Source organism: Saccharothrix variisporea (genome assembly GCF_003634995.1).
Lineage (GTDB): Bacteria > Actinomycetota > Actinomycetes > Mycobacteriales > Pseudonocardiaceae > Actinosynnema > Actinosynnema variisporeum.
This window is the reverse complement of the sequence record NZ_RBXR01000001.1, coordinates 4,007,450-4,019,852: the sequence shown is the minus strand read 5'-3', so window position 1 is coordinate 4,019,852 and position 12,403 is coordinate 4,007,450. Positions and strand designations below refer to the sequence as shown.

Below are 12,403 nucleotides of genomic sequence, written 5' to 3'. Positions count from 1 at the left end.
GTCGGGTGAAAAGTGCGCCGTGCGGCGGCGGGTGCGGTGAAGAGCGCGTCGTGCGTCGGCGGGTGGTGAGGAGTGCGTCGGCCGGTGGCGGGTGGCGAAGAGGGCCGGGGGCGGCCAAGCGGTGGAGGTTTGCTTGGCCGCCGTTCTGCCGTGAGTCAGATGCCGGCGGCCCTGGCGCGTTCCGCGCGGAGCTGCGTCACCGCCGGCAGGTCGAGCGGGGCCGGTTTGGTGCCGGTGGCCCATTCGATCAGCAGGTCGGCCAGCTGCGGGTTGCGCGGTAGCACCGGGCCGTGGAGGTAGGTGCACAGGATCCTGCCCTGGACCGCGCCCTCCACCGAGCCGTCGTTGCCCGTGCCCACCTTGACGTGGGCCAACGGCCGTGCCGACGGGCCCAGTACGGTCCGGCCCTGGTGGTTCTCGAAACCCGTCAGCAGGCCCTCGAACAGGCCGTCCGCCGGAGTGGCGATGACCTCGCCGATCGCCCTGCTGCCGCCCGCGTGGGACGTCGAGTCGATCAAGCCCAGGCCGGGGTGGGTGACCTGATCGGCCCTGGTGAAGTGTTCGCCGAAGATCTGGATGCCGGCGCACACGCCCAGGATCACGGCACCGCGCGCGGCGGCCCGTTGCATGCCGGGGTGGTCGCGGAGGTGGCGGACGGCCAGGGTTTGGGCCGTGTCCTCGCCGCCGCCGACGACGTAGATGTCGCACGAGTCCGGGACCGGTTCGCCGAAGCGGATGGTCACGATCTCGGCCGGGATGCCGCGCCACGCCATGCGCTTCTCCAGCACCACGGCGTTGCCGAAGTCGCCGTACGTGCCGAGCAGGTCCGGCAGCACCAGGGCGATGGACACCTTCGACGCACTCACTGGGCGGCCCTCGCGTTCAGGTCGCGGAAAGCGGTGTAGTTGGCGATGACCTCGACCGCGCCGGGGGGCATCGCGTCGATGGCCTTCAGCGGGTCCGGCACGATCGTGTGCTCGACCTCCGCGTAGGTCAGGCGGACGGCCAGGTCGGTCGCCCGCTCGCCGGACGCGATGACCTGCCGGCCCCGCAGCCGCTCGAACGGCACGTCCCACAGCCACGACAGGTCGCGGCCGTCGGCCTCCTGGGCGTTGATGACCAGCACGGCCGGGTGGTCCGCCTCGCGCACGACGGTCAGCGTCTCGCTCCAGCCCGCCGGGTTCTTCGACAGCAGCAAGCGGGCGCGGTGGCCGCTGCGCTGGATGGTCCGGTACCGGCCGGCCACGTTGGACACCGCGCGCAGCCGCTCCACGGCCTCCGCCACGGGCACGCCCAGCGCGAACGCCGCCGCCGTCGCCATGACCGCGTTGGCGGCGTTGAACTTGCCCGGCAGGCGCAGGGTCAGGTCGACCTTCTCGCCGGTGGGCGTGACCAGGTAGCCGTCACCGGTCACCCAGTCCGGCTTGGGGCGGGCCAGGTCGCAGCCGGTGCAGTGCCAGTGCTCGCCCTCCCAGCGGATCGGGTCGCCGCAGCGCGGGCAGGACGCGGCGTCGTTGTGCCAGCCCGTGCCGGTGGCCACCCACACGACCTGGCGGGCGTCCCGCGCGGCCGAGGTGACCATGATGTCGTCGCAGTTGGCCACGACCACGCCGGGCACGCCGGCCAGCGCCGAGCGCAGCGACTTCTCGATGGTGCGGACCTCGCCGACCCGGTCGAGCTGGTCGCGGGACAGGTTGAGCAGCACGGCCACGCCGGGCGTGCTGGCGCGGCAGACCTCGGGGAAGTACCCCTCGTCCACCTCCAGCACGGCGAACGGCGCGTCCGGCTGCTTGGACAGCGCCGTGACGTGGCCGTCGGGCATGTTCGCGCCGCCGTGGTTGGTGGCGACCTGGCCCAGGGCCGACATGGCGCGCGCGAGCATCATCGTGCTCGTCGTCTTGCCGTTGGTGCCGGTGACCAGGGCGACCGTGCGGCCGGCGGTGAGGTGCGCCAGGGCCTGCGGGTCCAGCTTGAGCGCCACGCGGCCACCGATCATGCCGCCCGCGCCCAGGCCCATCTTCTGCGACAGCTTCGAGCTCATGTTGCCCAGGCGCACGGCCGCCGCGGTGCGCAGCGGCAGGCGGGCTGGGTCTGCACCAGGAGTGTTCGGCAAGCGACTTCCCGCGTCGGTGGGGTGGGGAGGGGTTGCCGCCGATGCTACCGGGGCCGGTGGCCGTCCAGCTCCCGCAGGGTCCTGATCAGGTCCACCGTGCTGAGCTGGCACAACTGCGCCATGTACTCCAGCGCCGGCAGGTCCAGGTGCACCTCCGGCGGCTGGCCGGGCGGGAGCTGGTGCAGCCTGCCCTGCGCCCAGCGCCGCAGCGGCAGCAGCTGGGGCCGGTGGTCGGCGACGACGGCGGCGAGGTCCACGGCCAGGTGCCCGGCGGGCGCGTCGCCGAAGACGCGGTCGTGCACGCGGGCCAGGACGTGGTGGGCGGGCACGCCGAGCGCGACGCAGATCTCGACCAGCCGCACCACCGAGCACTGCCGGGTGCCCAGCTCGTAGGTGGCCAGGGTCTGCAACGAGATGTCGCTCTGGAGCCGGCGGTTGAGCTCCTTGCGGGTCCACCCGCGCTGCTTGCGAAGACTGCGGAGCTCATCACCGAGCACGCGCTGGTACGCCGCTGTGTCGATCTGCACCGTCAAGTCCTCCATGTCCGCGGGATCCCCGACAGACCCCACGCAGATGGAAAGCGTGACTCTTCCTCCGCTTACGCGACTTGACCGGATTATCCCCCGATCGGGCGAACCGAGAAGTACTGTGAGTAGCTGTTCAGCGCCGAAGTGCGCTGGTCACGCCGGTTTCCATGGGACCGAGGAATCGCGGGTCCGGCTTGGCGACGAGCCCGTCCCACATCGCCTTGCCGCTCGCGAACGCCTCCCGGAAGTACCCGTACGCGGTGGTGGTCGCCCAGTCCCGGGACGTGTCGTGGCCCACGCCGAACGCCTCCAGCCCGGCCGACCGGCACAGCGCGACCGCGCGCGGCAGGTGGAACTCCTGCGTCACCACGGTCAGCTTGGTCACGCCGAAGATGCGCCGGGCCCGCGTGCACGAGTCCCAGGTGTCGAGCCCGGCGTAGTCCGCCACGACGACCTCCGCCGGCACGCCGTGGGCCACCAGGTAGTCGCGCATGGCGGTGGGCTCGTCGTACTCCTTGCGGCTGTTGTCGCCGCTGACCAGCAGCACCTTGACCTTGCCGCGCCGGTACAGGTCGGCGGCCACGTCCAGGCGGCCCGCCAGGAACGGCGTCGGCTTGCCGTCGCGCAGGCCCGCGCCGAGCACCAGCGCGACCGGCGCCTCGGGCACGTCCGCCGCCGCGTGCCGGTAGGGCGCGCTCGACACGTGCACCCACACCAGCGGCACGGACGCGAGCACCGCCGCCAGCCCCGCCACGACCAGCACCCGCTGCCAGCGGATCCGCTTCAGGAACGCCCTCATGTCCTACCCCCCGGGTCAGTTGACGCAGCGCACCCCGTCCGCCGTGATCGGCGGCTCCTCGGTCGTCTCCGGCTGGGCCTTCTTCGCGCCGTCCAGGCCCAGCAGCGGCGTGCCCGCCAGGCCCTGCGTGCCCGGCCCGGAGTAGTCGCCGGCGACGAACACCCGGGCGTGGCCGGTCGGGATGTCGTCGTCCTGCTCGACGTCGAGCCCGCCCAGCGCGTCGGCCACGGCCTGCGCGCCGGCCTCGCCGCCCTTGCCGTAGCGCACGACGGACTTCGTCATCGGGGCGTCGGCGTTGGCCGCGCCGCCGGAGACGAAGCCCTTCGCCACCAGCGCGTCGAGCACCCGGGCCGCCAGGCCGCCCGTGTTCGAAGCGTTGCGCACCTCGACCGTGACCGTCGCGGGGTCCACGCTCGGCGTGGTGGACGACGTGCCGGTGGCGGGCTTGCCCAGGTTCTTGAAGAACCGCTTGACCTCGGACTCGTTGATCTCGATGGCCGTGCCGTCCTCGGGCGTGTGCAGCTCGGGGTTGCCGGTCGGGATGGTCTCGAACTCGATGTTGCCGCCGGACAGGTCCTTCATCTGGGTCGCGAACTTGAACACGTCCCAGCCCTTGTCCAGCACGATCGACTTGGTCAGCGCCTCGATCATCGAGCGCAGCTTGCCCGGGTCGGACAGGGTGCCCGCGGACAGCATCTTCTTGGCCAGGCCCGCCATGAACACCTGCTGGCGGACGATCCGGTCCAGGTCGCCGCGCAGCAGGCCGTAGCGCTGGCGGACGAAGGACAGGGCTTCCTTGCCCTGGATGGTCTGCGGCCCCTTGGCGAAGTTCGCGCCCGAGTAGTCGTCCTCGGTGGCCTGGTTCAGGCAGACGTCCACGCCGCCGACGGCCTTGGTGATGTCGTAGAAGCCGACCAGGTTGATCTCGGCGTAGTGGTCGATGGTGACGCCGGTGAGGTCCTGGATGGTCTGGATGAGGTTCTTGGCGCCCGCCTGCTTCGACTCCTGCTCGACCTGGACCTGGTCGGTGACGCCCTTCTTCTGCAGCGCGGCGACGGAGGCGTTCTTGCCGTAGCCGTACGCCGAGTTGATCTTGTGCCGCCCGTTGCCGCCCGCGATCTTCACGTAGGAGTCGCGGGGGAACGACACGGCGACGGCCTTGCCGGTGTCGTTCGGGATGTGCATGAGGATGATCGTGTCGGTGTTCAGGCCGCCCGCGGACTCGTCGCCGGCCTGGAGCTCGTCGAGGATGTGCTGGGGGAGCGGGTTGCCCTTGGCGTCGGTGCGGGCGTCCATGCCGACCATGAGGATGTCGATGGACCCGTCCGCGGGGCGCTCGCCGCCGCCCTCGTCGCTGATGACGTCGGTGGTGGTGAGGTTGTTGGCGAACGACTGGAAGTTGGCCCAGGCGTAGCCGGTGCCCAGCAGGACGGCGACGGAGAAGAAGGCGGCCACCGTGCGGCCGACGAGGTTGCCGTTCTTCTCGGGCCTGCGCTGGGCGGGCCTGCGGGCCGGAGGACGCTGCGGGGGTCGGCTGCGCGGCCCGGCTTCGCCCCGGCCGGCTTCGGCTCGGCCTGCTTCGGCCCGGGTCGCTTGGCCTCGGGCCGCTGCGGCCCGAGCCGCTGGGGTTCGAGCCGCTTCGCCACGCGGTCCGGCGGGCCTGCGCGAGACCCCTTCGGCACCAGCCCGCGCCACCTCGCCGCGCTCGCCGGCGCGACCGGGGGTGCTGCGGGGGTCGCCGGGTCGACCCGCCGCGCTCCGGGGCTCGCCGGTCCTCCCCGCCGCGCTCCGGGGCTCGCTGCCACGGGCCGTGCGGGGGTCGCCGGCGGAGTCCGGTCGGCGGGGTTGACCCGCGCGCGGGTCGCGCCTCGGGGTGTCGCCGGACCGGTTCGTCGGGCGAGGGGGCTCGCCGGAACGGCCTCGGGGCTCACCGCCGCGTGCGGGGCCGTTCGGGTCGCCGGAGCGGGGGTGAGGTTCGCCACCACGCGCGTTTCCGGCGCGGCGGGGGTCACCGTCCGTCGGCGGGCGGTTGGCGGAGCGTGAGCGGTCCGGGCGAGGGTCGGCCGGGCCGCCCTGGCGTGGGTCTTGGCCCGCGCGCGGGGGCTGCGGTGCGCGAGGGGGCACTGGTCGCCGGCGGAACCCGTCGGGTTCGCCCGGCCTCGGCGGCCGGTTGTCCACTCCCGCTCCTCCCTTGTGTGTCCGGACCTGCCCTGGGTGGACGTGCCGGTGCCCTCTGAGGTTGCCCAAAGGGTGGCACAGTGCCACATCGCGACGTGGGGATACCGGGTCTTGACAGGCCGTGACCAGTGAAGTAACCCGACCGTGAGGGCACCCGTGCCCCGTTCGTAGACTTCACCCCGTGCTCACGATGCAGGACGCGCTGCTGGCGCTGACCAGGTACTGGACCGAACGGGGCTGCATCGTCGTGCAGCCGTACAACACCGAGGTCGGTGCGGGCACCCTCAACCCGGCGACCGTGCTGCGCGTCCTCGGCCCCGAGCCGTGGCGGGTGGCCTACGTCGAGCCCAGCGTGCGGCCCGACGACGCCCGGTACGGGGAGAACCCCAACCGCCTCCAGACCCACACCCAGTTCCAGGTGATCCTCAAGCCCGACCCGGGCGACCCGCAGGAGCTCTACCTGGGCAGCCTCGAAGCGCTCGGCATCGACGTGCGCGCCCACGACGTGCGGTTCGTCGAGGACAACTGGGCCTCGCCCGCGCTGGGCGCGTGGGGCCTGGGCTGGGAGGTGTGGCTGGACGGCCTCGAGATCACCCAGTTCACCTACTTCCAGCAGGCCGGCGGCATGTCGCTGGACCCGGTGTCGGTGGAGATCACCTACGGCATCGAGCGCATCATGATGGCGTTGCAGGGCGTGGACCACTTCAAGGACATCGCCTACGCGCCCGGCATCTCCTACGGCGAGGCGTTCGGCCAGGCCGAGTACGAGATGTCCCGCTACTACCTCGACGACGCCGACGTCGAGGCCAACAAGCGGCTGTTCGAGGAGTACGCGTCCGAGGCGCGGCGGATGCTCGACGCCCGCCTGCCCGTGCCCGCGCACAACTACGTGCTCAAGTGCTCGCACACGTTCAACGTGCTCGACGCGCGGGGCGCGATCAGCACCACCGAGCGGGCCCGTGCGTTTGCCCGGATGCGGGGTCTGGCGCGTGAGGTGGCGCAGCTGTGGGCCGCCCGCCGCGAGGAGCTGGGGCACCCGCTGGGCCTGGTCGAGCCCTTGACCGCGCCGGAGCTGCCCGCGGCCGGGACGACCGACAAGCCCGAGACGCTGCTGTTCGAGATCGGCACCGAGGAATTGCCGCCGCACGAGGTCACCCGGACCGTCGAGGCGGTGCGCGCGGCGGTGACGGAGAAGCTGGCCGGGACCCGGCTCACGCACGGCGAGGTCCAGGTGCACGGCACCCCGCGCCGGATCGTGGTGCTGGTGCCCGAGGTGTCGCCGCGCGAGCCCGACGCCGAGAAGACCATGCGCGGCCCGCGCGTGTCCGCCGCGTTCGACGCCTCCGGCGAGCCCACCAAGGCCGCGCAGGGCTTCGCGCGCGGGCAGGGCGTGGACGTCGCCGACCTGACCCGGGTCGTGGAGAACGGCGTCGAGCACGTGGCCGTGGTGAAGACCGTGCCCGGCGGCGGCGCGGTCGAGGTGCTGGGGTCGCTGCTCGCGTCCGTGGTGGCGGAGCTGCGGGCCGAGAAGAACATGAAGTGGAACGACCCGAAGCTGTCGTTCACGCGCCCGATCCGCTGGCTGCTCGCGCTGCTGGGCACGACGCCGGTGCCGGTGGGCGTGTCCGCCCTGGTGTCCGGCACGACCACCCGCGTGCACCGGACCGCCGAGACCCCGGTGGTCGAGGTGTCCACTGCGGACGGTTACCTGGAGTTCCTGGCGCGGCACGGCATCACGGCGTCGGCGTCGGTCCGCGGTGACGTGATCGTGGAGCGGGCGGCCGAGCTGGCGAAGTCCGTCGGCGGGGTCGTGGACTTCGAGGGCGTGCTGGACGAGGTGACCAACCTGGTCGAGCAGCCCACGCCGCTGCTGGGCTCGTTCGACGCGAAGTACCTGGAGCTGCCGCAGCAGATCCTGACCACGGTCATGCGCAAGCACCAGCGCTACCTGCCGGTCCGCACCGAGGACGGCGCGCTGCTGCCGCACTTCGTCGCCGTGGCCAACGGTTCGGTGGACGAAGACCTGGTGCGGCGCGGCAACGAAGCCGTGCTGCGGGCCCGGTACGAGGACGCGGCGTTCTTCTGGCGGGCCGACCTGCGCACGCCGTTGGCGGACATGAAGGCGGGCCTGGAGAAGCTGACCTTCGCCGACAAGCTCGGCTCGATGGCGGACCGCGCGGGCCGGATCGCGACCCTGGCCGGTCGCCTCGCCGAGGTCGTCGGCGGTGCGGACGACACCCTGGTCCGCGCCGGTGAGCTGGCCAAGTTCGACCTGGGCTCGCAGATGGTGATCGAGCTGTCCAGCCTGGCCGGCGTGATGGCCCGGGAGTACGCGGTGCGGGCGGGCGAGACGCCCGAGGTCGCCCAGGCCCTGTTCGAGATGGAGCTGCCCCGGTCGGCGGGCGACGCGCTGCCGGCCTCGCGGGCGGGTGCGCTGCTGTCGCTGGCGGACCGGTTCGACCTGCTGGCGGGCCTGTTCGGCATCGGCGCGAACCCGACGGGCAGCTCCGACCCGTTCGGCCTGCGGCGGGCGGCGCTGGGCGCGGTCAGCGTGCTGCGGGCGTTCCCGGAGCTGCGGGACATCACGCTGACGCGCGCGTTGTCGCTGGCGGCGCAGGACCTGGACGTCTCGGCGGACGCCCTGGAGGCCGCGCGGGAGTTCGCCGTGCGGCGGTACGAGCAGCAGCTGCTGGACGCCGGCCACGACCACCGTTTCGTCAACGCGGTCCTGCCGCTCGCGGACGCCCCGGCGCAGGCGGACGAGACGCTCGCCGAGCTGACGGAGTTGGCGGGGTCGGCGGACTTCGCGGCACTGGTCGCGGCCCTGCAGCGGGTCCGGCGGATCGTGCCCGCGGAGACCGCGCCGGAGTACGACGCCGGCGTGCTGAGCGAGCCGGCCGAGGTGGCGCTGCACAAGGCGCTGGCCGAGGTGTCGTTCGAGGGCACCGGGCTGGCGGCGTTCGCGTCGGCGGCGAGCGGGTTGACCGGTCCGGTGAACACGTTCTTCGACGAGGTGCTGGTGATGGCGGAGGACCCGGAGGTCCGCAAGGCCCGCCTGGGTCTGCTGGCGTCGATCCGCGACCTCGCCGCGCCGGTGCTGGACTGGCAGGCGCTGGGCACGGCGCTCGGCTCCTAGGCGAAACGAAAGGCCCCCGCCGTGTGTCGGCGGGGGCCTTTCGCGTGCGGTCGATCAGATGAAGCTGCCGCCGCGGGTCACGGCGCTGTAGGCGTCCACGATGCCGTGGCCGTAGAAGCCGTTGAACTGCGCGTCACCCTCGCAGGTCGCCGTGAACTCCGGCGAACGGCCCTCCCGCTCGTACGACACCGTGCGCGGGACCGGGCAGGCCCGCTGGGTCGCGGTCTTGATCAGGACCTTCTCGACCTTGTCCGGGGACAGGGTCAGGGTGCCCGGGTGGGCCTTGTCCTTCTTGCCGTACTCGCTCACCACGAGGGCGGCCACGCCGGCGGCGTGCGGAGCGGCCATCGAGGTGCCCTGCAGGTACTGGTAGTAGCCGCAGGTGGTGCCGGAGCAGTACTTCGCCACGCCGGCGGCCTCACCCTTCGGGGTGATGTTGCCGGCCTCGTCGATGTTGCCCTCGGTGAGTGCCACGTTGCGCGGGTACGTGGAGCGGATCAGGTTCTCGTTGGTGCGGTACCACGGGGTGCCGAAGCCGTCGCGGAACCAGCCGCCGGGGGCGGACAGGTCGGTCTGCTCGGTGCCCCAGTTGGAGTAGTCGGCCTTCTTGGTCGACGGGCCGAGCGAGGAGATCGAGATGACGTGCTCGCCCTCGGTCGGCAGGTGCAGGCAGGTGTTGTTGTCGATGGCGCGCGGGTAGTTCGTGCCCACCGGGTAGTTCGGGCTCTGCGCGTCGGTGCGCGGGTGGCCCAGGTCCTCGTGGTTGTTGCCGCCGGCCGCGATGAGGGTCACGCCCTTGCGGTGGGCGTAGTTCAACGCCCGCTGCACGGCCGTGATGGTGGCGCGCTGCTCGATCCGGGCCTCCGGGCTGTCGGCCGGGTTGTCGAGGCAGTTCATGTACCACGGGTCGATGAAGAACGACATGTTGATCACGTCGAGGCCGACGTCGGCGCCGTAGGTGATCGCGTCCACGACCGGCTGGAGGAAGAAGTAGCCGGAGTCCTGGGCGCCGCGGATGTTCACCAGGGACACGTTCGGGGCCACGCCGGAGACGCCGAAGCCGTTGGCCGCCGCGCCGATGGTGCCGGCGACGTGCGTGCCGTGGCCGTTGTCGTCGTGGTCGTTGGGGTCCACGCAGCCGCGGAACTCGCAGGGGCCGTCGACTTCCTCACCGTTGGGGTCGGAGGGGATGTCGATGGTGAAGTTGCGGGACAGTTCGCGGTTGAAGTTCGGCGCGATGTCCGGGTGGTTGCCGTCCACACCGGTGTCCAGGATGCCGACGTAGACCCGCTTGTCGCCGGCCTGCCGGGTGCGCGCGAGGTCGGAACGGACGAGCTTCAGGCCCCACAGCTTGTCGTCCAGCGGGTCCATGCCCGCCGTGGCGTCGGGGGACTGCGCCGGGGACTGCGCGGACGCGCCGAGGTGCTCGCGTTCGACGACCTTCCACTCCCGGTTGCGCGGGGTCTCGGTCGGAGCCGCGCCCAGCGGCTTGAGTCCGGTCGCGCCGAGCACCGCGTCGGAGGCGGAGACGCGCTGCACGAAGCCCGCCGGGGGAGCCTTGACGGTCAGGGTGCCGACGGCGGCGTTCTCGCCGACGACCTCGCCACCGGCAGCGGCCACGGCGGCCTTGGCCGCGTCGGTGCTCGCGCCTTCCTCGACGACGACGGTGAAGTCGGCGGTGCCCTGCTGGCCGGTCGCGGGCTGTGTCCCGGTCGCCAGCAGCGCGGCGGTGGTCGCCACCACCAGCGCCGACGGAACGATTCTGCGTGTTCTCACGCGTGTCTCCTCACAGACCCGGAGGGGGTATGGGTCGGGCGACACCCTGGCAAACAAAACCCGGTACCGGTAGACGTCTTTCGTAGTCAGTGAGATCCGTAGTCGGCCGTGCGCGAGCAGTTACATCTCCGGTTTGCGGTAACGATCCGACCTGCGGATTCGATCTCCCCAGTTCGACCGGAGCGGACCATTCGGCACAAAAGCGTTGCTGCATCTTGACGAAGGCGCTCCGCGAGGGATGGAATCCGCACACTCTGTTTCGATACACCGGACGGCGGTCGGTCCGCGCAAGGGGTTGGCGAATGCGAAGACTACGTGGAGTGGTGTGCTGCGCCCTGCTCCTGCTGACCGCGGCCTGCGGGGTGGACCGCAAGCCCACCGGCCAGTCCGTCGCGCCGCGCAACCCGGCGGACAAGCCCGTGGTGGGCGTGATCCTGCCCGACCGCGCGTCCTCGGACCGGTGGGAGGAGCAGGACCGGCCGCTGCTGGAGTCCGCGCTGAACTTCGCGGGTATCACGCCGCTGATCGAGAACGCCGAGGGCGACGAGAAGAAGTTCCAGAGCCTCGCCGACGCCATGATCGCGCAGGGCGTGAAGGTCCTGATGACCACGCCGCTGAGCACGGAGGGCGGCGCGACCGTCGAGCGCAAGGCCAAGCAGGCGGGCATCCCGGTCATCAACTACGACCGGATCAGCCTCGGTGGCCAGGCCGACTACTACGTCTCGTTCGACAACCTCAACGTCGGCGAGCTCCAGGCCGAGGGCCTGTTGAAGTGCCTCGGGAACAAGCCGGGCGCGCAGATCATCGAGATCCAGGGCGCTCCCACGGACAACAACGCGACCCTGTTCGCCGACGGCCAGCGCCGCAAGCTGGGCCCGAAGTACGACGGCGGCCAGTTGAAGCTGGTGAAGAGCCAGGCGGTCGACAACTGGGACCCGGTGCGGGGCAAGGCGACCTTCGAGCAGATCCTGGACGACAACGGCGGCAAGGTGGACGGCGTGGTGGCCGCCAACGACGGCCTCGCGGGCGCGGTGATCGAGGTGCTCAAGGCGCGCGGCCTGGCGGGCAAGGTGCCGGTGACCGGTCAGGACGCCACGCTGGAGGGCCTGCGCGCGGTGCTGCGCGGCGACCAGTGCATGACCGTCTACAAGCCGATCCGCGACGAGGCGGAGGCGGCGGCCCGGCTGGCGATCGCGGTGGCGCGCGGCGACATCAGCGGCGCGGACGACCTGGCCACCGGCAACACCCGCGACCTGGTCTCGCGCCGGGACGTGAAATCGGTGCTGCTGGGCGCGGACCTGATCACCAAGTCGGAGGTGCGGCGGCTGGTGGCGGAGAGCGTGGTCAAGTCGGCGGACCTGTGCGCGGGCGACGTGAAGCCGGTGTGCGACGAGCTGGGGATCCTGGTCAACTAGCGCCCGGACCGGGCAGCAGGTCGATGTCCGACGGGGTCATCGGGGTGCCGCAGTGCGCGCAGGTCAGCTCGACGTGGCTGACCTGTCCGCACGCGTGGTGCCGGTAGAGCACGGGCGGGCCGTCCGGCGCGGCCCACCGGTCGCCCCAACGGACCATGACCATCAGCACCGAGACCAGTTCGGTCCCGCGTTCGGTCAGCGCGTACTCGTAGCGGTTGGTGGCGTACTCGCGGCGCTCCAGCACCCCGCGCTCGACCAGCCACTTCAGGCGTTCGGTGAGGACCTTGCGGGAGATCCCGAGGTCTTCCTGGATGCGGTCGAAGCGCGTGACGCCCGCCCAGACGTCCCGCAGGATCAGCGGCGACCAGGGTTCGCCGATGACGTCCAGGGTGCGGGCGATGGAACAGGCCATCGACCCGAAGTCGGTGCGCTGCACGCCGGTGAGTCTACCGCTAAGGG

At 71.9% G+C, this 12,403-nt stretch carries 9 protein-coding genes; 2 read left to right on the top strand and 7 right to left on the bottom strand.

Going from position 1 to position 12,403, the window contains the following annotated elements; genetic code table 11:
* Positions 1–155: 155 nt before the first annotated feature.
* From DFJ66_RS17680 to DFJ66_RS17660, 5 genes are all read right to left on the bottom strand, one after another.
* On the bottom strand, positions 156–866 hold the full coding sequence (locus tag DFJ66_RS17680; protein ID WP_121222500.1) for a type 1 glutamine amidotransferase: 711 nt from the start codon (positions 864–866) through the stop codon (positions 156–158).
* Positions 863–2,041 (bottom strand): Mur ligase family protein, encoded by a 1,179-nt coding sequence (locus tag DFJ66_RS17675; protein WP_246029800.1) that lies wholly within the window; start codon positions 2,039–2,041, stop codon positions 863–865. The genes DFJ66_RS17680 and DFJ66_RS17675 overlap by 4 nt, the downstream gene beginning before the upstream one ends.
* A gap of 116 nt (positions 2,042–2,157) precedes the next feature.
* A complete protein-coding gene (locus DFJ66_RS17670; protein WP_121231325.1) occupies positions 2,158–2,640 on the bottom strand; it encodes a helix-turn-helix domain-containing protein in 483 nt (160 codons plus the stop codon).
* A gap of 133 nt (positions 2,641–2,773) precedes the next feature.
* Complete coding sequence (locus DFJ66_RS17665) at positions 2,774–3,439, bottom strand: SanA/YdcF family protein (protein ID WP_121222498.1); 666 nt, start codon at positions 3,437–3,439, stop codon at positions 2,774–2,776.
* Positions 3,440–3,454: 15 nt separating this feature from the next.
* Complete coding sequence (locus tag DFJ66_RS17660) at positions 3,455–4,894, bottom strand: LCP family protein (protein ID WP_246029799.1); 1,440 nt, start codon at positions 4,892–4,894, stop codon at positions 3,455–3,457.
* Positions 4,895–5,807: 913 nt separating this feature from the next.
* Here DFJ66_RS17660 and DFJ66_RS17655 point away from each other — a divergent pair.
* Positions 5,808–8,753, top strand: a complete 2,946-nt coding sequence (locus DFJ66_RS17655) for a glycine--tRNA ligase (protein WP_121231322.1) — start codon at positions 5,808–5,810, stop codon at positions 8,751–8,753.
* A 54-nt stretch (positions 8,754–8,807) separates the two neighbouring features.
* Here DFJ66_RS17655 and DFJ66_RS17650 read toward each other — a convergent pair whose 3' ends face one another.
* On the bottom strand, positions 8,808–10,529 hold the full coding sequence (locus DFJ66_RS17650; protein WP_121222496.1) for a S8 family serine peptidase: 1,722 nt from the start codon (positions 10,527–10,529) through the stop codon (positions 8,808–8,810).
* Positions 10,530–10,831: 302 nt separating this feature from the next.
* On the opposite strand from DFJ66_RS17650, the gene DFJ66_RS17645 reads away from it, so the two are divergent.
* Positions 10,832–11,944 (top strand): sugar ABC transporter substrate-binding protein, encoded by a 1,113-nt coding sequence (locus tag DFJ66_RS17645; RefSeq protein ID WP_121222495.1) that lies wholly within the window; start codon positions 10,832–10,834, stop codon positions 11,942–11,944.
* On the opposite strand, the gene DFJ66_RS17640 is transcribed toward DFJ66_RS17645, so the two are convergent.
* Complete coding sequence (locus tag DFJ66_RS17640) at positions 11,937–12,380, bottom strand: winged helix-turn-helix transcriptional regulator (protein ID WP_121222494.1); 444 nt, start codon at positions 12,378–12,380, stop codon at positions 11,937–11,939. The genes DFJ66_RS17645 and DFJ66_RS17640 overlap by 8 nt on opposite strands.
* Between the last annotated feature and the right edge of the window lie 23 nt (positions 12,381–12,403).

Excerpts from the sequence above, each read along its gene's own strand:
- DFJ66_RS17655 (WP_121231322.1), top strand. The coding sequence starts at position 5,808 with ATGCAGGACGCGCTGCTGGCGCTGACCAGGTACTGGACCGAACGGGGC.
- DFJ66_RS17675 (WP_246029800.1), bottom strand. The coding sequence starts at position 2,041 with ATGAGCTCGAAGCTGTCGCAGAAGATGGGCCTGGGCGCGGGCGGCATG.
- DFJ66_RS17645 (WP_121222495.1), top strand. The coding sequence starts at position 10,832 with ATGCGAAGACTACGTGGAGTGGTGTGCTGCGCCCTGCTCCTGCTGACC.
- DFJ66_RS17665 (WP_121222498.1), bottom strand. The coding sequence starts at position 3,439 with ATGAGGGCGTTCCTGAAGCGGATCCGCTGGCAGCGGGTGCTGGTCGTG.